17 protein-coding genes are annotated in these 21,287 nt (G+C 70.6%); 13 read left to right on the forward strand and 4 right to left on the reverse strand.

All coding sequences use genetic code 11. The features are described from left to right. The first annotated feature begins 118 nt into the window (after positions 1-118). From P2Q00_RS48115 to P2Q00_RS48160, 10 genes are all read left to right on the forward strand, one after another. Complete coding sequence (locus P2Q00_RS48115) at positions 119-1,099, forward strand: MCE family protein (RefSeq protein WP_275781338.1); 981 nt, start codon at positions 119-121, stop codon at positions 1,097-1,099. Positions 1,100-1,116: 17 nt separating this feature from the next. Continuing rightward, positions 1,117-2,223 (forward strand): MCE family protein, encoded by a 1,107-nt coding sequence (locus P2Q00_RS48120; RefSeq protein WP_275781339.1) that lies wholly within the window; start codon positions 1,117-1,119, stop codon positions 2,221-2,223. After that, on the forward strand, positions 2,220-3,521 hold the full coding sequence (locus tag P2Q00_RS48125) for an MCE family protein (protein ID WP_275781308.1): 1,302 nt from the start codon (positions 2,220-2,222) through the stop codon (positions 3,519-3,521). The genes P2Q00_RS48120 and P2Q00_RS48125 overlap by 4 nt, the downstream gene beginning before the upstream one ends. Further along, positions 3,518-4,789, forward strand: coding sequence for an MCE family protein (locus P2Q00_RS48130; RefSeq protein ID WP_275781309.1), 1,272 nt, complete (start codon positions 3,518-3,520; stop codon positions 4,787-4,789). Before P2Q00_RS48125 ends, P2Q00_RS48130 begins: the two co-directional genes overlap by 4 nt. Further along, a complete protein-coding gene (locus tag P2Q00_RS48135; RefSeq protein WP_275781310.1) occupies positions 4,762-5,265 on the forward strand; it encodes an Rv1363c family protein in 504 nt (167 codons plus the stop codon). Before P2Q00_RS48130 ends, P2Q00_RS48135 begins: the two co-directional genes overlap by 28 nt. 32 nt (positions 5,266-5,297) lie before the next feature. Further along, the gene (locus P2Q00_RS48140) at positions 5,298-5,981 is read left to right on the forward strand and encodes an Rv1363c family protein (RefSeq protein WP_275781311.1); all 684 of its coding nucleotides are present in this window, start codon (positions 5,298-5,300) and stop codon (positions 5,979-5,981) included. Positions 5,982-6,148: 167 nt separating this feature from the next. Beyond that, positions 6,149-6,970: a TIM barrel protein gene (locus tag P2Q00_RS48145; RefSeq protein WP_275781312.1), complete on the forward strand. Its 822-nt coding sequence runs from the start codon at positions 6,149-6,151 to the stop codon at positions 6,968-6,970. A 29-nt stretch (positions 6,971-6,999) separates the two neighbouring features. Continuing rightward, positions 7,000-7,893: a 2-hydroxy-3-oxopropionate reductase gene (locus P2Q00_RS48150; protein ID WP_275781313.1), complete on the forward strand. Its 894-nt coding sequence runs from the start codon at positions 7,000-7,002 to the stop codon at positions 7,891-7,893. Between the two features lie 170 nt (positions 7,894-8,063). Further along, entirely contained in the window at positions 8,064-9,536 is a 1,473-nt protein-coding gene (locus tag P2Q00_RS48155) for a catalase (protein WP_275781314.1), read from the forward strand. Between the two features lie 370 nt (positions 9,537-9,906). After that, the gene (locus tag P2Q00_RS48160) at positions 9,907-10,146 is read left to right on the forward strand and encodes a hypothetical protein (RefSeq protein ID WP_275781315.1); all 240 of its coding nucleotides are present in this window, start codon (positions 9,907-9,909) and stop codon (positions 10,144-10,146) included. A 200-nt stretch (positions 10,147-10,346) separates the two neighbouring features. Here the strand turns inward: P2Q00_RS48160 and P2Q00_RS48165 are convergent, their stop codons facing one another. Next, the gene (locus P2Q00_RS48165; protein WP_275781316.1) at positions 10,347-11,156 is read right to left on the reverse strand and encodes an alpha/beta fold hydrolase; all 810 of its coding nucleotides are present in this window, start codon (positions 11,154-11,156) and stop codon (positions 10,347-10,349) included. An 83-nt stretch (positions 11,157-11,239) separates the two neighbouring features. Then, complete coding sequence (gcl, locus tag P2Q00_RS48170; protein ID WP_275781317.1) at positions 11,240-13,024, reverse strand: glyoxylate carboligase; 1,785 nt, start codon at positions 13,022-13,024, stop codon at positions 11,240-11,242. Between the two features lie 166 nt (positions 13,025-13,190). Here gcl and P2Q00_RS48175 point away from each other — a divergent pair, with 166 nt between their 5' ends. Beyond that, entirely contained in the window at positions 13,191-13,910 is a 720-nt protein-coding gene (locus P2Q00_RS48175; RefSeq protein WP_275781319.1) for a hypothetical protein, read from the forward strand. A gap of 41 nt (positions 13,911-13,951) precedes the next feature. On the opposite strand, the gene P2Q00_RS48180 is transcribed toward P2Q00_RS48175, so the two are convergent. After that, positions 13,952-15,547 carry an AMP-binding protein gene (locus tag P2Q00_RS48180; protein ID WP_275781320.1) on the reverse strand — a complete coding sequence of 532 codons (1,596 nt, stop codon included), beginning with the start codon at positions 15,545-15,547 and terminating at the stop codon, positions 13,952-13,954. Then, complete coding sequence (locus P2Q00_RS48185; protein ID WP_275781321.1) at positions 15,544-17,214, reverse strand: AMP-binding protein; 1,671 nt, start codon at positions 17,212-17,214, stop codon at positions 15,544-15,546. The genes P2Q00_RS48180 and P2Q00_RS48185 overlap by 4 nt, the downstream gene beginning before the upstream one ends. A 116-nt stretch (positions 17,215-17,330) precedes the next feature. Here P2Q00_RS48185 and P2Q00_RS48190 point away from each other — a divergent pair, with 116 nt between their 5' ends. Then, positions 17,331-18,167, forward strand: a complete 837-nt coding sequence (locus P2Q00_RS48190) for a helix-turn-helix transcriptional regulator (RefSeq protein ID WP_275781322.1) — start codon at positions 17,331-17,333, stop codon at positions 18,165-18,167. Positions 18,168-18,301: 134 nt separating this feature from the next. Next, positions 18,302-21,109 carry an ATP-binding protein gene (locus tag P2Q00_RS48195; RefSeq protein ID WP_275781323.1) on the forward strand — a complete coding sequence of 936 codons (2,808 nt, stop codon included), beginning with the start codon at positions 18,302-18,304 and terminating at the stop codon, positions 21,107-21,109. The last annotated feature ends 178 nt before the right edge of the window (positions 21,110-21,287 follow it).

The raw sequence follows: 21,287 nt of genomic DNA on the forward strand, positions 1-21,287 counted from the left end.
CAAGCTGCCGAAGCCACGGCTGCCCCGGCGAGCGCCCCGGCCCCGCAAGCCGCAGCCGATGATGAAGGTGCGCATCGATCCGCCCAGGCTGCCCCGCATACGGCTTCGCCGTCCCCGCCTGATCCCGTTCCGGGAGCGCAACCCGGTCGTCATCGGGGCTGTGGGCCTCACCTTCCTCGCGCTGCTGACCGTGGCCGCGTTCAACGCCGACAGCCTGCCGTTCATCGGCGGCGGGAACACGTACAGCGCGGCTTTCTCGGAGGCGGGAGGGCTCAAGCCCGGCGACGAGGTGCGGATCGCGGGTGTCAAGGTCGGCAAGATCGAGAACGTCGACCTGGACGGCGACCATGTCAAGGTCACCTTCAAGGTCAAGGGCGATCCGGGCTTCGGCACCGACACCGGCGCGTCGATCCGGGTCAAGACGATCCTCGGTGCGAAGTACCTTGCGCTGCAGCCCAAGGGGCCCGGTCAGTTGAAGCCGGGCAGCGAGATCCCGCTGCGGCGCACCGTCCCGGCGTACGACGTCGTGCAGGCGTTCAGCGATCTGACCACCACCTCGGAGAAGGTCGACACCGGCCGGCTGGCGAAGGCTCTGGACACCATCTCCAGCACCTTCCAGGACTCTCCGGCGGAGGTGCGTGCGTCCATCAAGGGTCTCTCGGAGATCTCCCGCACGGTGGCCTCGCGCGACCAGGCCCTCGGTGAACTCCTCGACCACGCGAACGGTACGACGGGCGTACTCGCCGACCGCTCCAAGGACTTCACCGCCCTGGTCGAGGACGGCGACAAGCTGTTCAAGGAGATCAGCAGGCGGCGCGAGGCGATCCACCGGCTGCTGAAGACCTCCGCCGCCCTCGGCATCGAGCTCTCCGGCCTGGTCCAGGACAACGACAAGGAGATCGGGCCCGCGCTCCAGGGCCTGAAGCGTGTGGTGCAGATGCTCGAACGCAACGAGGCAAGTCTCGACCGCAGTGTGCAACTGCTCGCGCCCTATGTGCGGGTCTTCACCAACGCCCTGGGCAACGGCCGATGGTTCGACTCCTACGTCCAGAACCTGGTCGCCGCCCCGGTCGCGCCGCGGACGGGAGGCGCACAGTGAAGCGCCTGAAGAGACGTCTGGCCCTGCTCACCGCACTGGCCCTGGTCGTCGGCCTCACCTATGTGCTGTGGCCGCGGCCCGAGCCGGTGCGCGTCACCGCCTATTTCCCACGCACCGTCGGCATCTACCCCGGCTCGGACGTCCGCGTCCTCGGTGTCAGCATCGGCGAGGTCAAGAAGATCACGCCCGAGGGCGACCGGGTGCGGGTGGACTTCGAGTACGACGAAGGCCGCAAGGTCCCCGCCGACGCCCAGGCCGCGATCATCAACTCCTCCGTGGTCAGCGACCGTTATGTGCAGCTGCTGCCGGTGTACCGGAAGGGTCCGGTCATGCGCAGCGGTGCCGTCATCCCCGAGAAGCGCACCGCCGTACCCGTGGAACTGGACCGGATCTTCGACAGTCTGCACACCACGGCCGACGCGCTCGGCCCCAAGGGTGCCAACAAGGACGGCTCCCTCTCCCGGCTGCTCGGGGTGAGCGCGGACAACCTCGACGGGCAGGGCGCGAACCTCAACCGGACGGTCCAGGACCTGTCGCAGGCGGTCACCACGCTGTCCGACGGGCGTAAGGACCTGTTCGGCACGGTGCGGAACCTGCAGGTGTTCACGGCGGCGCTGGCGTCCGACGACAGGAGCGTGCGGTCCTTCAACTCCAGTCTCGCCCAGGTCGCGCAGCAGCTGTCGGGCGAGCGTCAGGACCTCGCGGACGCGCTCAGGAACCTGGGGACGGCGCTCGGCGACGTGTCCGCCTTCGTGAAGAAGAACAAGAACTCGCTGACCACGGACGTGAAGGGCCTCAGCAAGGTGACCAAGGTGCTCGTCACCCAACGGGCCGCCCTGGACGAGCTGTTGCGGGTCGCACCGGCGGGTCTGTCGAACCTGAACAACGCCTACAACCCGTCGTCCGGCACCCTCGACACCCGCAACAACGCCCAGCAGGCGCAGGATCCGGCCTCGCTGCTGTGCTCCCTGCTCACGACGGCGGGCGACACGGGCGGCAAGAACCCCGACTGCAAGCAGCTGAAGAAACTCTTCGACTCCCTGCCCCAACTGCCCACGCAGGGCACCGCCGTGACGGGCACGGTCGACAGGACGCTCGGCGGAATCCTGGGGGCGAGCGCATGAGCACACGACGCAAGGGCGGGGCGCTCGCCTGGGCAGCGGCCGGTTCGCTGCTGCTGTCCGGCTGCCAGTTCAACGGCTGGTACGACGTCCCGCTGCCCGGCGGCGCCGCCGACGACGGGCACGCCTACCACGTCACCGTCGACTTCCGTGACGTCCTCGACCTGGTGCCGCAGTCCGCGGTGAAGGTGAACGACGTCACCGTGGGCGCGGTGGAGAAGGTCGAACTGGACGGCTGGCACGCGCGCGTGCGGCTGCGGGTCGCCGACTCGGTGAAGCTGCCCGCGAACGCGGTCGCCGAACTCCGGCAGACCAGCCTGCTCGGCGAGAAGTACGTGGCGCTCGCCGCCCCGACGGGCACGCCGGCCGTGGGCCGGCTCCGCGACGGCGACCGCATCCCGCTCTCCCGCAGCGGCCGCAACCCCGAGGTCGAGGAGGTGCTCTCCGCACTGTCCGCCCTGCTCAACGGCGGTGGAGTCGCCCAGCTCAAGACGATCACCGTGGAGCTGAACAAGGCCCTGGACGGCCGGGAGAACCGGGTCAGGTCACTGCTGACGGAGCTGAACACGTTCGTCGGCGGACTGGACAAGCAGAAGACGGACATCATCCGCGCGATCAAGGCCGTCGACCGGCTCGCGGGGCGGCTCGGCAAGGAGAAGAAGACCATCGCCGCGGCCGTCGACACGATGCCGCCCGCACTGAAGGTCCTGGCCGACCAGCGGCGCAACCTGACGAAGATGCTCACCGCCCTGTCGAAACTCGGCAAGGCGGGCACCAAGGTGGTCGACGCCTCGCACGACGACACGGTTGCGAATCTCAAGAAGCTCCGCCCGATTCTGCAGCAGCTGAACAAGTCGGGCAGCGATCTGCCCAACTCCCTTGAGCTGCTGACCACTTACCCGTTCCCGCGCAACGCCGTGGACGCCGTCAAGGGCGACTACGTCAACCTGCACCTCACCGCGGATCTCAACCTCGCGGACCTCTACGGGAACACGGCGGGCAGCAACTCCGGCGGAGGCAACGGCGCTTCCCCGACGCCCGGCACCTCCACCGCGCCGGGCCTCCCCGATCTGCCGAGCGTCCCGACACCGACCCCGCTGCCGAGCACACCGAGCCTGCCGTCGTCGCCGTCCGTGCCGTCGACCGGCTCGGGCGGCGGCGGGCCGCTGTGTCCGCCGGTGTGCACGAGCAGCTACACCACCGGCGACTACACCACCGGCAGCTACACGACCGGAGCAAAGCCGCCCGAGGGCATCGACCTCGCGCTCGCCGAGCTGATGCTGAAGGGGGTCCAGCCGTGATCACTCGTACGGTCAAGGCGCAGCTGCTGGCCTTCGCCACGGTCACCGCGGTCGGGGTGTCGTACGTCGGCGCCGAGTACACCGGCCTGGTGGACGACGTCCTGGGCCGCGGCTACACCGTGCGCGCCGACTTCGCCGACTCCGGGGGCATCTTCCCCGGCGCCGAGGTCACCTACCGCGGGGTGCCCGTGGGCAAGGTCGGCGCGCTGCGGCTGATCGGCTCCGGGGGCGTCTCGGTCGCCCTCGACATCAAAGACGGGGCGCCGCGCATCCCGGCGGACACCCTCGCAGTGGTGGCGGACCGTTCGGCGGTGGGCGAGCAGTACGTCGATCTGCAGCCGCGCACCTCACACGGCCCGTATCTCCTCGACGGCAGCGCCATCCCGCGCGACAGCACACGGGTGCCGCTGCCCACGACGGACCTCGTGCTCAGCCTGGACCGGCTGGTGAACTCGGTCGGCAAGAACGATCTGCGGGTCACCGTCGACGAGTTGGGCAAGGCCTTCGACGGCACCGGCCCGAACCTGAGCCGACTGGTGGACTCGGGCAACGCACTCGTGGAGTCGGCGTCCCAGTCCCTGCCGGAGACGATCTCGCTGATCGAGGACTCGCGGAAGGTCCTCAAGACGCAGGCCGACCAGGGCTCGTCCATCAAGTCGTTCGCGCACGATCTGGCGGCGCTCACCGCGCAGTTGAAGTCGAGCGACGGGGATCTGCGCAAGGTGATCGGCAACGCGACACCGGCCGCGCAGCAGGTCGACTCGCTGCTGAAGTCGACCGGGCCCGGGCTGTCGGTCCTGCTGGCCAACCTGATCAGCGGCGGCCGGGTCACGCTGGCGCACCTGCCCGGCGTCGAGCAGGCCCTCGTCACCTTCCCGGCACTGGTCGCGGGCAGCTACACGGTCGTCCCGGGCGACGGCACCACCCACTTCGGGCTGGTGGTCAACGCCAATGACCCGCCTCCGTGCACCAAGGGGTACGGCACCACCTGGCGCGACCCCTCGGACACCAGCAGGCGCCAGGCGAACACCGCCGCGCACTGCACGGCCCCGCGCGGCGGCAAGACATCAGTGCGGGGCGAGCAGAACGCCCCGGGCACGTCGTCCGATGGCGTCAACCAGGCGGCGTACGTCACGCCGTACGACCCGGAGACCGGCACCGCGACCGGCCCGGACGGAAGGCCCGTCGAGATCGGCTCGACGGGCGGCCAGCAGACCGTGTTCGGAAAGGAGTCGTGGCAATGGCTGCTCGTTGGACCGATGGCCTGAACGGGAGGGCGCTCACGGTCGGACTCGTCGTGGCGACGGTCCTGACCAGCGCGATCGCCCTCTGGCTGGGAATGAGCCTCTACGACCGGCACGAGACGGAGATGCGCCGCCAGGACATCCTGGGCGCGGCCCGCCAGTCGGCGCTGAACTTCACCTCGCTCGACTACCGGCACTACGACCGGGACAGCGGGAACGTGCTCAAGGGCGCCACCGGCGACTTCAAGAAGCAGTTCACCGCGCAGACGGCACAGCTGACCAAGCTCGTCGCCGAGAACAGGTCCGTGTCCGAGGGGCAGGTCCTGGACGCCGGCATCGTCCGCTCCGACGCACGCTCGGCCCGCGTCCTGGTGGTCGCCGACAGCAAGGTGACCAACACCGCCGTGCCGGGCGGGGAGGCGCGCACCTACCGGCTGCAGCTCGACCTGGTGTACCGGGGCGGGCGCTGGCTGACGTCCGACGTCGAGTTCGTGGGCTGACCCGCGCCACCCCCCCAGTGAGGAGTACGACCATGGCGAACCCGACCACCCGAACCCGCACGATGAACGCGGCCGCCCGCGCGGCGGCCAAGCGCGCCAAGCGGGTGGAGTACCTGAAGCGGCCCGAGCCGTCGGCCCCGGACGGCTGGGACGACCTGCCGGAGCCGACACCGGAGCCGCTGGAACAGGACCCGGCTTCCCTGGCGGAGCCGGAGGGCAGCGCACCCCCGCCCCGCCCCGGACGGAGGCTGCTGACCGCGGTACTGGGTGTGGTCCTGGTGGCGGCTCTGGTCGCCGCCGCCCTGCTCGGCTGGCAGTACGGACAGGGACGGCGGGCGGAGAGCGCACGCTCGGAGGCGGTCGCCGCCGCGCGGAAGGCGGCGCCGGTCGTGCTGTCGTACGACTACCGGCATCTGGACCGGGACTTCGCGCGGGCCCGCACTCTGCTGACCGGGCATTTCCGGGACCAGTACGGGAAGACCACGTCGACGGTGGTCGGGCCGACGGCGAAGAAGTACCACGGGGTGGTGAAGGCGACGGTCCCCGCGGCCTCCGTCACCTCGGCGTCGCCGGACAAGGTCACGGTCCTGCTCTTCGTCAACCAGGTCACGCAGAGCACCCAGGTCTCGGGCTCACGGCTGGATCTGAACCGGGTGCGGATGACGATGAGCCGCACCTCCGACGGCTGGAAGGTCAGCGCCGTGGACGCACTCTGATCAGCCGCTTCGACCTGCCCCCGCGCATTTGGCGCGGGGGCATTTTTGTGCGCGCGCTCTTGACAGGCCTCCCCCGCCACAGGCAGTCTTCCATTAAGCAGAAACGAACTTCCACAATACGGAATACGCAGCACACAGCCATCAACAGGAAGGGAGCGCCGACCCCCATGGGATTCGACGACCAGCGCTTCAACGTCAACCTGTCGATCCTCTTCACGGAACTCCCGCTCCTGGAGCGCCCCGCGGCCGCCGCCGCGGCGGGCTTCACCGCGGTCGAGCTGTGGTGGCCCTGGGTCGACTCCCCCACCCCCGAGCAGTCCGAGCTCGACGCCCTGAAGAAGGCGATCGAGGACGCGGGCGTCCAGCTCACGGGCCTGAACTTCTACGCCGGGCAGCTCCCCGGCCCCGACCGCGGCGCCCTGTCGATCCCGGGCGAGGAGTCGGAGAAGTTCCGCGCCAATATCGACGTGGCCGCGGACTTCGCCCAGTCGCTGGGCTGCAAGGCGCTCAACGCGCTGTACGGCAACCGCGTCGAGGGCGTGGACCCGGCCGAGCAGGACGCGCTGGCCCTGGAGAACCTGGTCCTCGCGGCCCGCGCCGCCGACCGCATCGGCGCGATCCTGCTGATCGAGACCCTCAACAAGCCGGAGTCGCCGCTCTACCCGCTGGTGAGCGCCCCGGCCGGCGTCGGCATCGTCGACAAGGTGAACGCCGCGACCGGTCTCGGCAACGCGAAGTTCCTCATGGACCTCTACCACCTGTCCATGAACGGCGAGGACCTCCCTTCGGTGATCGAGCAGTACGCGGCGAAGACCGGCCACGTCCAGATCGCCGACAACCCGGGCCGCGGAGCGCCGGGCACCGGCTCGCTCTTCCTCGAAGGCCTCCTCGACCAGCTGAAGAAGGCGGGTTACGACGGCTGGGTCGGCCTCGAGTACAAGCCGGGCGACCGCCCGAGCGCCGAGGCCTTCGACTGGCTGCCCCGCTGACCCCCCTTACCGAAAGGCACACCCCCATCATGAGCAACGCACTCCCCAAGATTGCCTGGATCGGCCTCGGCATCATGGGCTCCCCCATGTCCGAGAACCTCATCAAGGCGGGTTACGACGTCACCGGCTTCACCCTGGAGCAGGACAAGCTGGACCGCCTGACCGCCGCCGGCGGCACCGCGGCCGGTTCGATCGCCGAGGCCGTGCGGGACGCCGACGTGATCGTCACGATGGTGCCGGCCTCCCCGCAGGTCGAGGCCATCTCCTACGGCCCCGACGGCATCCTGGAGAACGCGCGCTCCGGTGCGCTGCTGATCGACATGTCCTCGATCACCCCGCAGACCTCGGTCGACCTGGCGAAGGCCGCGCAGGACAAGGGCATCCGCGTGCTGGACGCACCGGTGTCCGGCGGTGAGGCCGGCGCCATCGAGGCCGTACTGTCGATCATGGTCGGCGGCGAGCAGGCCGACTTCGACCTCGCGAAGCCGATTCTCGAAGCGCTCGGCAAGACCATCGTGCTGTGCGGTCCGCACGGCTCCGGTCAGACCGTGAAGGCCGCCAACCAGCTGATCGTCGCCGTGAACATCCAGGCGTGCGCCGAGGCCGTGGTCTTCCTGGAGAAGTCCGGCGTGGACCTGAAGGCGGCCCTGGACGTCCTCAACGGCGGACTGGCCGGCTCGACCGTGCTGACGCGCAAGAAGGACAACTTCCTCGCCCGCGACTTCAAGCCGGGCTTCCGTATCGACCTGCACCACAAGGACATGGGCATCGTCACCGACGCCGCCCGCAATGTCGGCGCCGCGCTGCCCGTCGGCGCCGTGGTCGCCCAGCTGGTCGCCAGCCTGCGTGCGCAGGGCGACGGCGGTCTGGACCACTCGGCCCTGTTGCGGGCCGTGGAGCGCCTCTCCGGCGCCCAGGTCTGACCCATCCCAGGCTTCCGGTCGGCGGCGCCGCTGACATCTGTCCTGTCGCGCCCAGGCGGCGACGCCGGCCGGAATCAACTTCAACAAACTGTTGACGTCCAGATCGCCCCACTTCTAGGCTCCACAAAGCGGAAACAGGTTTCCGCTGACACCCGCACGGAAGGTCCACGATGTCGAAGCGCGTGCTCACGGCGAGAACTCTCACTACGGAGTCCGGCGCCCCGGTCGCAGACAACCAGCATTCCGCCTCCGCCGGCATCGGCGGCCCGCTCCTCCTCCAGGACCAGCACCTTCTGGAGAAGCTGGCGCGCTTCAACCGCGAGCGCATCCCGGAGCGCGTGGTGCACGCCCGCGGCTCGGGCGCATACGGCTACTTCGAGGTGACGGACGACGTCACCGGGTTCACCTACGCCGACTTCCTGAGCACGGTCGGCAAGCGCACCGAGCTGTTCCTGCGCTTCTCGACGGTGGCCGATTCGCTGGGCGGTGCGGACGCGGTGCGCGACCCGCGCGGCTTCGCGGTGAAGTTCTATACGGAAGAGGGCAATTACGACCTCGTCGGGAACAACACCCCGGTGTTCTTCATCAAGGACCCGATCAAGTTCCCGGACTTCATCCACTCGCAGAAGCGCGACCCGTTCACCGGCAAGCAGGAGCCGGACAACGTCTGGGACTTCTGGGCGCACGCCCCCGAGGCCACGCACCAGGTGACCTGGCTGATGGGCGACCGCGGCATCCCGGCGTCGTACCGCCACATGAACGGCTACGGCTCGCACACCTACCAGTGGACCAACGCCGACGGCGAGGCCTTCTTCGTCAAGTACCACTTCAAGACGAACCAGGGCGTCCGGTCACTGTCGTCCGAGCAGGCTGCCGGGATCGCGGGCAAGGACGCCAACTCGCATCAGACGGACCTGCTGCAGGCGATCGAGCGCGGGGTGAACCCGTCCTGGACCCTGTATGTGCAGATCATGCCCGCGGCCGAGGCGGCGGACTACCGCTTCAACCCCTTCGACCTCACCAAGGTGTGGCCGCACAAGGACTTCCCGCTGCAGCGCGTGGGCCGGCTGGTCCTCGACCGCAACCCGGACAACGTCTTCGCCGAGGTCGAGCAGGCCGCGTTCTCCCCGAACAACTTCGTGCCGGGCATCGGCCCTTCGCCGGACAAGATGCTCCAGGGCCGCCTGTTCGCCTACGCGGACGCCCACCGCTACCGCCTGGGCGTCAACCACACGCTGCTCGCGGTGAACGCCCCCAAGGCGACGACCGCGCAGAACTACGGCCGCGACGGCTTCATGGCGACCAACTCCCAGGGCCGCGCGGCGAAGAACTACGAGCCGAACTCGTACGACGGCCCGGTGGAGACCGGCCGCGCGCTGTCCGCCCCGCTGGCGGTCAGCGGGTGGACCGGCACCCACGAGGCCCCGCTCCACACCAAGGACGACGACTTCTTCCAGGCGGGCGAGCTGTACCGCCTGATGTCCGCGGACGAGAAGTCCCGTCTGATCGCCAATATCGCCGGCGGCCTCTCCCAGGTCTCCCGCGACGACGTGATCGAGAAGAACCTGGCCCACTTCCACGCCGCCGACCCGGAGTACGGCAGGCGTGTGGAGGAGGCGGTCCGCGCCCTGCGCGAGGACTGAGCCTCGATTCGAGCCGCCCGTGACGGCGCCGGACCCGGATGAGGGGTGGTCCGGCGGCGTCCGGGCAGGACCGGGACCGCGGCGGCGTGCGAGCCAGTGCGGTGGTGAAGGTTCCGAGGCGCCCTTCTCGACCTGAGGGAAGGACGCCACCGGTGCCGTCGCATCCACCGCGGTCCCAGCCACTCTCCGTACCACCCACAGACTCCGTCCGGCGGTGCGAACGTCCTGTCGCGCCCAGCCTCGCACCGTCGGACGGCCACAACCGAATACCTCACCGGCTGGGCAGCGCCGGATGCGGACGGTCCCGCATCCGGCGCTTCCCGGCGTTCGCGGGGGTGCGGAACCGTGCGGCCCGCAGGACGCTGAAGGCATGGCACATCCAACGGAGCATCCGCACATCGTGGTGCACTCGCCGGCCCTGGACGGCTCCCGGCGGGTCACGGAGGGTGACGAGACGCTGGGCATCGCCACGCACGTCGACGACGTCGGCGAGATCCTGCGGCTGGCCGACCTGTACGTCACCGACGTCGAAGGAAGCGATCTCATCGAGTGGCAGGGCGGCGGCCCGGACGACTGGCCGGGGCTGTCCGAGCACCATGAGCAGACATGACCCGAGTCGACATGACCCGACTTGGCATGACCCGACTTGACATGACCACGCGCGTACGCCTGGGGACGTAGGACGTCTACGCAAACCTCAAATCCAGCTCTGAACATGGTTCAAGAGGCTTCAACCGCCCCTGGACGCGGGCATATTCACGTCACGCGGGGCCCGCCGACACGGGGGCGGCGGGCCTCGCCTCTGCGATTTCAGCGCTTCAGGAACGCCAGTGTGTGCCTCAGAAACAGGTCCGGGCGTTCGTTGTAGGGCTCGTGGGCCGTCGGCAGCAGGACGTGGACCGTGTGGGCGGGCAGCGCGCGAAGGGCCCGGCGGCCGTCCAGGAAGGCCGGGACGACGGGATCACGCCTCCCCCACAGCAGCAGGACCGGTACGCCGATGCCGCCGGGGTTCCACAGCCCGAACTCCGGGTCCGCGAAGCCCCGCCACACCGCGCAGTGGACCGCCAGCCGCCGTTTGTCGTACAGCAGCCCGCGCGCCCGCGTGTACGTGGCCCGGGCGCTCGGTGTGCGCAGGCCGCCGAGGTAGGCGCGGGCCAGCGGGACGACGAGGTGCCGGGCGACGGCCTCCCGGCCCATGACCTCGCGGCAGAACCAGCGGGTCAGGGCGTTCTGCGCGGTGAAACCGGCCGGGTCGACAAGGACGAGGCCGGAGATCCGCGCGGCGTGCCGCCCTTCGGCGAGCCGGCAGGCCACGTATCCGCCGACGCTGTTGCCGAGCACGGCGATCGGCCCCTCGGTGTCCAGCGCGTCGACGACCTGTTCGGCGGCGGTCACGAGCCCCTCGGGGGTCACCTGCCGGGGGTCGGACGCGGTCGAGTCGCCGTAGCCGGGCCAGTCCACGACGAAGACACGGTGGCGGTCGGCGAGGGCGGGCAGGACGGCGTCGTAGTCCCGGCCGTCGCCCGGGTTGGCGTGCAGGAGGAGCAGGGCGGGCCCGTCGGGCGGGCCTTCGCAGCGCACGGAGATGTCACCGAGCGCCGTGGGAACCGTCATCGGCATGGGCCAGAGCATGCCGGAGCCCGGGGCTGCCTGTACTGCATATCCCGGGGGATAACCCCCGGACCCCCTGCTGGGCTGCTGTGTCAGACCTTCAGCGTCTTGATCGACGTCGGGGCGTGCCCCGGCTCGGTCGCGATCTCCTCGAACTCGACGACGTTGCTGATGTCGTTGGTGGTCGACATGGAGATGTTGGTGACGCGCTCCAGGATCGCCTCGACGACCACCGGCACCTGGAACTCGGCGGCGAGCTTCTTCGCCTGCTCCAGTGCCGCGCCCAGCTCGGCCGGGTCGGTCACCCGGATCGCCTTGCAGCCCAGGCCCTCGGCGACCTTGACGTGGTCGACGCCGTAGACGCCGAGCTCGGGCGAGTTGATGTTCTCGAACTCCAGCTTGACCTGGAAGTCGATGTCGAAGGCCCGCTGCGCCTGGCGGATCAGGCCCAGGTAGGCGTTGTTCACGAGGACATGGACGTACGGGATCCTGTGCTGCGCGCCGACCGCCAGCTCCTCGATCATGAACTGGAAGTCGTAGTCGCCGGAGAGGGCGACGACCTGTGCCTCCGGATCGGCCTTGGCCACGCCCAGCGCGGCCGGGATGGTCCAGCCGAGGGGGCCCGCCTGGCCGCAGTTGATCCAGTGGCGCGGCTTGAAGACGTGCAGCATCTGGGCGCCGGCGATCTGGGACAGGCCGATCGTCGAGACGTACCGGGTCTCGGGACCGAACGCCTTGTTCATCTCCTCGTAGACGCGCTGCGGCTTGATCGGGATGTCGTCGAAGTGCGTACGGCGCTGGAGAGTCGCCTTCTTCTCCTGGGCCGAGGCCGCCCACGCCGAACGGTCGGGGAGCCTGCCCTCCGCCTTCAACTCCCTTGCCACCTCGACGAAGAGCTCCAGCGCGGCCTTCGCGTCGGACGCGATGCCGTAGTCCGGGGCGAAGATCTTGCCGATCTGGGTGGGCTCGATGTCGACGTGGACGAACTTGCGGCCGGCCGTGTAGACGTCCAGCTTGCCGGTGTGGCGGTTGGCCCAGCGGTTGCCGATGCCGAGGACGAAGTCGGACTCCAGGAAGGTCGCGTTGCCGTAGCGGTGCGAGGTCTGCAGGCCGACCATGCCGGCGTTCAGCTCGTGGTCGTCGGGCAGGACGCCCCAGCCCATCAGGGTCGGGACGACCGGGGTGCCGGTCAACTCGGCGAACTCGACGAGGAGTTCGGCCGCGTCGGCGTTGATGACACCGCCGCCGGCGACGATCAGCGGGCGCTCCGACTCGTTCAGCAGCCCGATCGCCTTCTCGATCTGGGCGCGGGTCGCGGCCGGCTTGTACGCCTGGAGCGGCTCGTACGTCTCGGGGTCGAACTCGATCTCCGTCAGCTGGACGTCGATCGGCAGGTCGATCAGGACCGGGCCGGGGCGGCCGGAGCGCATCAGATGGAAGGCCTGCTGGAAGACGCCGGGAACCTGGGCGGCCTCCAGGACGGTCACCGCCATTTTCGCGACCGGTTTGGCGATCGAGGCGATGTCGACGGCCTGGAAGTCCTCTTTGTGGATCACGGCGGTCGGGGCCTGGCCCGTGATGCACAGGATCGGGATGGAGTCGCCGGTGGCGGAGTACAGCCCGGTGATCATGTCGGTACCGGCCGGCCCGGAGGTACCGATGCAGACACCGATGTTGCCCGGGTGGGTCCTGGTGTACCCCTCGGCCATGTGCGAGGCGCCCTCGACATGGCGGGCGAGGGTGTGGTTGACGCCACCGGAGGCCTTGAGGGCCGCATAGAACGGGTTGATCGCCGCGCCGGGCACACCGAACGCGTTGGTGACGCCCTCGCGCTTGAGGATCTCAACTGCCGCGCGGGCAGCGGTCATACGTGCCATCGAGTACTCCTGCTTCGGCTGTCGGACTAGCACTCCCGTCGCGCCCCGCGGTGAGCTCTTCCGTATTGCGGAAACTAATTTCTACTATCTGGAAGCAATGTAAGTGGGCGAGGGAAGGCCGTCAAGAGACGGAAGAGAAGGACAAGCGGGGGCCCGCTGGAGGACGATGTGGGTCATGTCCGAGAGCGTCTCGGTGCGCTGTCCGGCCTGCCGGCGCGAGCACCTCTATGCGGCGCCGTCGTATCCGTGCACCTGCGGAGCGCCCGTCGCCCCGCCGCTGGACCGGCACGGGACGGCGACGGCCGTCACCCATCGGGCCTGGGCGGAGGACTGGGTCACCCTGCAGTGCGGCTCCTGCGGCCGCCGCGACCAGTGGCCGCGCCCGGAGCTGGGCTGCCCGTGCGGGACGGTACTGCGGATCCCGGTGGCCGGGCAGACGGCCACGGCGGAGGTGGGCACAGAGGTCGCCCCGGCCCCGGCGAAGCGCCGCCTGCCCTTCCAGCCCGTCACCATCCGCACCGCCCGGGACGCGGTGACGGCCGCCGCCGTCTATCTGCGCTGGCTCGGCTACCGGGACATCCGCCGGGCCGACCAGCGGCCCCCGTCCGGCATCGGCATCGCCGCCCGCGGCCTGCTGGCCCAGGTCGACCCGACCGTGCGCGCGGCCTCGCTGCGGGACGTGGAGTGCCTGTGGCTGACCGCCATGACGGAGTCGGCGGCCTGCGTCTACTTCTCCCTGGCCGGGTACGCGACCGACGCCCGCACCCGCGCGGATGCGCTCGGCATGCCGCTGTTCGTTCTCGATCTCACGGGGACGCCGCAGCCGGTGAACAGTGTGGCCGGCGAACTGGACGCCGGCGCGCTGCACCGGAAGGAGCGTGATTAGGCTCGGGCCGGTGGGGGTTGATCGCGCAGTTCCCCGCGCCCCTAAACGGCGGTGTACTTCTCCCTTAGTTCGATCTTCCGTACCTTTCCGGACACCGTCATCGGGAAGGTCTCCAGGATCTGCACCCTGCTCGGGACCTTGTAGTGGGCCAGCTGTCCTTCGCAGAAGGCGCGCACGTCCTCCAGGGTCGGCGGGTCGGCCGGGTCGCGTGGGATCACGCAGGCCAGGACCTCCTCGCCGTACCGCTCGTCAGGCACCCCGACGACCTGGACGTCTGCGATCTTCGGGTGGCCGTAGAGGAACTCCTCGATCTCGCGCGGGTAGATGTTCTCGCCGCCTCGGATGATCATGTCCTTGATGCGGCCGACGATCTCGACATAGCCGTCCTCGCGCATCGTCGCCAGGTCCCCGGTGTGCATCCAGCGGCCGGGGTCTACGGCCTCGGCGGTCTTCTCGGGCTCGTTCCAGTAGCCGAGCATCACGCTGTAGCCGCGGGTGCACAACTCGCCCGCCTCGCCCCGGGGCTGGGTCACTCCGGTCGCCGGGTCGACGATCTTCACCTCGATGTGCGGGAGGACCCGGCCGACCGTTCCGGTGCGGTGTTCCAGGTCGTCGTCCCTACGGGTCTGGAGGGAGACCGGGGAGGTCTCCGTCATGCCGTAGCAGATGGAGACCTCCGCCATGTGCATCTCGGCGACCACCCGTTTCATCACTTCGACCGGGCAGGGCGAGCCCGCCATGATGCCGGTGCGCAGGGTGGAGAGGTCGTATGTCGCGAAGTCGGGGAGGTTCAGCTCCGCGATGAACATGGTGGGGACGCCGTAGAGGGACGTGCAGCGCTCCTGCTGGACGGCCTCCAGCGTGGCCTTCGGGTCGAAGGACGGTGCCGGGATCACCATGCACGCACCGTGCGAGGTCGCGGCGAGGTTGCCCATCACCATGCCGAAGCAGTGATAGAAGGGCACCGGAATGCAGATCCGGTCCTGCTCGGTGTAGGCGATCGACTCACCGACGAAATAGCCGTTGTTGAGGATGTTGTGATGGGAGAGGGTGGCCCCCTTGGGGAACCCTGTAGTGCCCGAGGTGTACTGGATGTTGATGGGGTCGTCGCAGGACAGGGCCTCGAAGGAGACGTCCGGGGTGGCACGCCGGAGCAGCGCCTGCCAGCTCGGGTCGCCGATGTACACGACCTCGCGCAACTCGGGGCAGCCGCCCCGCACTTGGCCGACCATCGCCCGGTAGTCGCTCGTCTTGTGGCTGAGGGAGGCGAAGAGCAGGGAGATACCCGCCTGCTTGAGGACGTACTCGACCTCGTGGGTGCGGTAGGCCGGGTTGATGTTCACCATGATCGCGCCGATGCGCGCGGTGGCGTACTGGACCAGCACCCACTCCGGGCAGTTGACCGCCCAGATGCCCACCCGGTCGCCCTTGGCGACCCCGCCGACCACCAGCGCCTGCGCCAACTCCTCGACGGCCGCGCCGAATTGGGCGTACGTCCAGCGACGCCCCGACGGAACGTCGACCAGCGCCTCGCGGTCCGGCCAGGCCGCCACGGCCCGGTCCAGGTTCGCGCCGATCGTGTCGCCGAGCAGGGTGGTGCCGCTCGTGCCGTGGGTGTACGACGACTGCGGGGTCACCGGAAGTCCTCCTCGCGGTACTCGTCGGCCGAGCCCGCGGCGGTCGCCTCGCGCAGCTCGATCCGGCGGATCTTCCCGGAGACGGTCTTGGGCAGTGGTGCGAACTCCAGGCGGCGGACGCGCTTGTACGGGGCTAGAACCTCGCGGGAGTGCTCGAAGAGCACCTTCGCGGTGTCGGGGCCCGGCTGCCAGCCCTCGGCGAGCACGACGTACGCCTTGGGGACGGCCAGCCGCAACTCGTCCGGGGCCGGCACGACGGCCGCCTCGGCCACGGCTTCGTGCTCCAGCAGGGCGCTCTCCAGCTCGAACGGGGAGATCTTGTAGTCGCTCGCCTTGAACACGTCGTCGGCACGGCCGACGTAGGTGATGTAGCCGTCGGCGTCCCGCGAGCCGATGTCGCCGGTGCGGTAGTAGCCGCCGGCCATGGCCTCCGCCGTACGGTCCGGGTCGCCGTGGTAGCCGGTCATCAGGCCGACGGGCTGCGCCGACAGATCGAGGGCGATCTCGCCCTCGGCGGCACCGGGCGCACCCGTCACCGGGTCCAGCAGCTCGACCCGGTAGCCGGGGCTCGGCCGCCCCATCGAGCCGGTCTTGAGCTGCTGCCCCGGGCTGTTGGCGACCTGGACGGCCGTCTCGGTCTGTCCGAAGCCGTCCCGGATGGTGACTCCCCAGGCCCGCCGGACCTGCTCGATGACCTCGGGGTTCAGGGGCTCGCCCGCCGCCACGACCTCGCGCGGCGGGGTGCGCAGCTGGGTCAGGTCGGCCTGGATGAGCATGCGCCACACGGTGGGCGGCGCGCAGAAGGTGGTCACCCCTGCCCGGTCCATCTCGGCCATCAGCCGGCCCGGGTCGAAGCGGGTGTAGTTGTGGATGAAGACGGTCGCCTCCGCGTTCCACGGGGCGAACAGGTTCGACCAGGCGTGCTTGGCCCAGCCGGGCGAGGAGATGTTGAGGTGCACATCGCCGGGCTTGAGGCCGATCCAGTACAGGGTCGCCAGGTGGCCGATCGGGTACGAGGTGTGGGTGTGCTCGACCAGCTTGGGGCGGGCGGTGGTGCCCGAGGTGAAGTAGAGCATCAGCGGGTCGTCGGCAAGGGTCGGCCCGTCGGGCGTGAAGTCGGCCGAGGCGGCGTACGCGTCCTCGTACGCCTGCCAGCCCTCGGGCGCCCCGCCCACCGCGATGCGCGTGTACCTGCCGGGCACGTCGTCGAACTTGCCGGTGTCCTCGGCCCGTACGAGCACCTGCCGGACCCGGCCGCGGTCGACGCGGTCGCGCAGGTCGGCGGGGCCGAGCAGCGGGGTGGCCGGGATGACGACGGCGCGCAGCTTCATCGCCGCGAGGGCCGTCTCCCACAGCTCGGCCTGATTGCCGAGCATGACGAGGATGCGGTCCTCGGCGCGGACGCCGCGCTCGCGCAGCCAGTTCGCCACCCGGTCGGAGCGGTCGGACATCTCCGCGAACGAGACCCGGACCTCCCTCCCGTCCTCCTCGACGATGTGCAGGGCGGTCCGGTCGTTGCCGTCGGCGATGACGTCGAACCAGTCGAGCGCCCAGTTGAAGCGCTCGGGGCGGGGCCAGCTGAAGCCCTCGTACGCCTTCGCGTAGTCCTCGCGGTGCTCCAGCAGGAAGTCCCGCGCACTGCGGAAGAGCTCCGTCGCCGTCGTCATCGTCGTTCCTCCTCAGACCGGACCATTGCCGGGCGGCTCTCTGCCATCGTGTAATCCGTGATGCAGGTCTCACTACCCCCGAACGGGGGTGTGCGCTGCAGGGAAAGGGCAAGCAGGTGACAGCAGACGCGGCCGGGGCGGTCGAGATACGAGGCGCGTTGGTACGGCTGCGGCGCACGACCGGGCTCCCGGTCGCCTTCGGCGGCCTGGTGGAGCCGGGGCGCCGGCACATGCGCATCAGCGAACTGAGCGGCACCGCGACGCCAGCGCTCAGCGGGCTCCCGGTGACCTCGGGCAACGGCCTTGGCGGCCGGGCGGTCGCGCTCGCCCGGCCCTGCGCCGTGACGGACTACTCCTCGTCGCGGCAGATCAGCCACGAGTACGACATCCCGGTCGCCACGGAGGGGCTGCGTTCGATCCTCGCGGTACCGGTGGTGGTACGACGCCGGGTGCGGGGGGTGTTGTACGGCGCCCTGCGCACGGCCCAGCCGCTCGGTGACCGCACGCTGGGCGCGGCGATGGAGGCCGCGCGGGATGTGGAGCAGGCGCTGGCCGTCGGGGACGAGGCGCGGGGGCTGCTGGCGGCGGCCGCCCGCGCCGAGCCGGACCGGGACCCGGCGGCGGGTGCCGCCTGGGAGCAGGTGCGGGAGGCCCATGCGGCGCTGCGGGCGCTGGCACCGCGGATCACGGACCCGGCGCTGCGGGCGGAACTGCTCGGCGTGTGCGGGCTGCTGACCCCGAGGGCGCACTCCGACGAGGTGGGACTGGCTCCCCGTGAGCTGGATGTGCTGGCCTGTGTGGCCGCGGGGGCCACGAACTCGGTGTCCGCCGAGCGGCTCGGTCTGCGGGCCGAGACGGTCAAGGGGTATCTGCGGTCCGCGATGCGGAAACTGGGGGCTCACACGCGTGGGGAGGCGGTGGTCGCGGCGCGCCGCGCGGGCCTGCTGCCGTAGCTTTCTATTCATTCACCAGCGCTTTGAATTTCCCCATGCCGTAACGTTGTTATATCCCTCACCACGTCCTCCGTCCGAATTTCAAAGAGAGATTGCCTAGAATTTGGCCCGAACACGACACTTGGAGGGGAACGGTGACTGTGCGAGGGGACTTCAAGGAGCCTGCCAGACGCCACCCCGACCTGGTCATCGGCAGGGGGGAGCTGTTCACCGCGGCGCGTGAGCAGCTCGCGAGGGGCGGCAGCGTGCTGCTGCACGGCCCTGCCGGAATAGGAAAGTCCACCGCTCTGCGGGCTTTGGCCTCCGAATACGGGACGGCCGCCCGCACCGTGTTGCGCTGCTCGGCGACCGAGTCCGAATCCCATCTCCCCTTCCTGGCCCTCGCCGACCTGCTCGGCCTGGTCGTCGACGAGGTCTCCGATCAGCTGCCCGTCGCCCAGCGCACCGCACTGGAGTCGGCGCTCACCGGCCGCGGCGAGTCCACCCTCCAGCGCGACGGCCTCGCCCTGCGCCTGGCCGTCCTCTCCGCGCTGCGCGCGCTCGCCGCCGCGGGCCCCGTCCTCGTCGTGGCGGACGACCTGCAGTGGCTGGACCCGGCGAGCGCGGAGCTCCTCGGGTTCGCCGCCCGCCGCCTGGGCGACACCCGGGTGCAACTGCTGTGCGCGGTACGCACGGAGGGCCAGGAGTACGACCGCCATCTGCAGGCGTCGCCGCCCGACACCCTGGCCGTACGGCTCGGCGCGCTCTCCCGCGCCCAGGTGTCCGCGCTGCTCGACCACCGCGGCTACACCGGCCTGCCCCGTTCCACCGTCCGGGACATCCACCGCACCAGCGGCGGCAACCCGTTCTTCGCGCTCGAACTGGGCCGTGCCCTGGCCGAGAACCCGACCCCGCCGCGGCCGGGCGAGCCGCTGCCGGTGCCCACCTCGCTGCGCGCCCTCGTCCTGAACCGGCTGGACATGCTCTCCGTCGAGGCCCGCCGCACCCTCCTGGTGGCCAGCGTGGGCGCCCGCCCCACCCTGGCCCTGCTGCACGAGGCAGGCAGGGACAACGCCGAGGCCGAGACCGCCCAGGCGGCCGAACTCGGGCTGCTGGCCACCGAGCCGGAGGGCCCCGCCGTACGGTTCGCGCATCCGCTGATCTCGGCCGCGCTGTACGCGGAGGCGCCCGCGCAGGAGCGGCGGGCCGCGCATGCCGCGCTGTCCACGGCGGCCTCCGACCCGATCGAGCGCGCCCGCCACCTCGCGCTGGCGACCACCGGCACAGACCCGGAGGCCGCGGCCCGCCTCGCCGAGGCCGCCGCGCTGGCCCGGGACCGCGGGGCACCCTCGGTCGCCGCGTCGCTCGGGCTGCTCGCCGCCCGGCACACCCCGGCCGACGACGCGCCGGGCCCGGACGAGCGCCGGCTGCAGGCGGCCGAGGACGCGATCACCGCCGGCGAGGTGGACCTCGCCCGGGACATCGCCCGCGATGTGCTGACCCGGGCCACCGCACCCGCGGACCGGGTACGGGCCTGGATGGTGGTGATCGAGGCGGCCGGCCAGGCCCTCGGCGAGGTGGACACGGTCTACCCGCAGGCCGTGGCCGACGCCGGCGACGACCCCGGGCTGCTCGCCCTGGTCCACTACCAGCTGGCCTGGCGCGGACTGGTCGTGGAGGGCGACTTCGCCATCGGCCGGGAGGAGGCCGCGCACGCCGCCGAGCTCGCCGCCCGGGCCGGCGACCGGCGCACCGAACTCCTCGCGCTCGCCTTCCAGGCGCAGACCGAGATCCTGATGGGTCACCCGGACGGTCCCGAGACCATCAAGCGCGCCCTGAAAGAGCCTCAGCTGCCCGAGGTCGCCTGCCACCACAACGGCGCGGGCGCGGCCCGCCACCGCTGGCTGATCATGAGCGACCAGCTGCCCGAGGCCCGCTCCACCGTCAACGCGCTGCTGCGCGAGGTGCGCCGGCGCGGCATGGTCGAGAGCGAGGTGCACTTCGTGCGTCTGCTCGCCGAGACCGAACTGCGCTCCGGGCACTGCGGCCGGGCCCTCGACCTGGCCCGCGAGAGCATGCGGCTGGCCCGCGACTCGGGGATCGGCGAGGTGCCCTCCGCCGTGCTCGCCTCCATCGCGGAGTCCTCCGGCGGGGATGTGGAGCGGGCGTTGACGCTGGGCCATGAGGCGGTGGAGCTGGCCGAGCGGGCCGGCGACCAGATGTACATCTCCCGGGGGCTGACCGCGCTCGGGCACGCCCAGTTGGTGGCCGGGGACGCCGCGGGGGCGGTCCGCTCCCTGCGCCGGGTCCGGGACCTGGAGCACGGGCTCGGCATCACCGACCCGGCGCGCGGGCGCTGGCACGGCGACCTCGCCGAGGCCCTCGTCCGCATCGGCGAGACCGACGAGGCGCAGCAACTCCTCGACGTGGCGCGCGAACAGGCGCTGCGGCTGGGCCGCGAGAGCGTGCTGGCCGTCCTGGACCGGGCCGAGGCACTGGTGCGGGCCGCGCGCGGGGAGTACGAGGCCGCGCTCGCCCAGCTGACGTCGGTGCAGGACCGGCTCACCAAGCTGGGGTACGGACTGGAGGAGGCACGCGCGGCGTTCGCGCTGGCGTCACTGCACACCGGCCGGCCGGGACCGAAGTCGTACGACGAGGCGGCCCGGCTGTTCCGGCGCTGCCGGGCGCTGCCCTGGGTGCGTCAGGTGGAGGCGGCCGCCGTGGCGAACCCGGTGGAACCGATCACCCCCACTCCCGCGTCAGAGGGCCTGGAAGGTCTCGCCTCGATGGAACGACAGGTCGCCGCGCTCGTCATGGAGGGCGCGACCAACCGGGAGATCGCCGCGCGGCTGTTCATCAGCGTGAAGACGGTCGAGGCAACACTGACCCGGGTCTACCGCAAGCTGGGGATCCGCTCGCGCGTGGATATCGTCCGTTTGGCGGCTGCACGGCGAGCGAAGTGACGGCGCGCCAGGTTAACTGAACCCGACCGAGGGTTTTCCCTCACCCAACCCCCTAGGGGGTTCCCTCATTGGGAGCCGGGGGTTCCGGGTCCTAGCGTAAGGACGTGCCGCTCGCCCGGGCATACGGGGGTCGGTCCCGCGACCCCCGTGCACAACCCCCCACACCCGCGCGACCCCC

It is taken from the genome of Streptomyces coacervatus, from assembly GCF_029223485.1.
In the GTDB taxonomy this organism is placed as follows: Bacteria; Actinomycetota; Actinomycetes; order Streptomycetales; family Streptomycetaceae; genus Streptomyces; species Streptomyces coacervatus.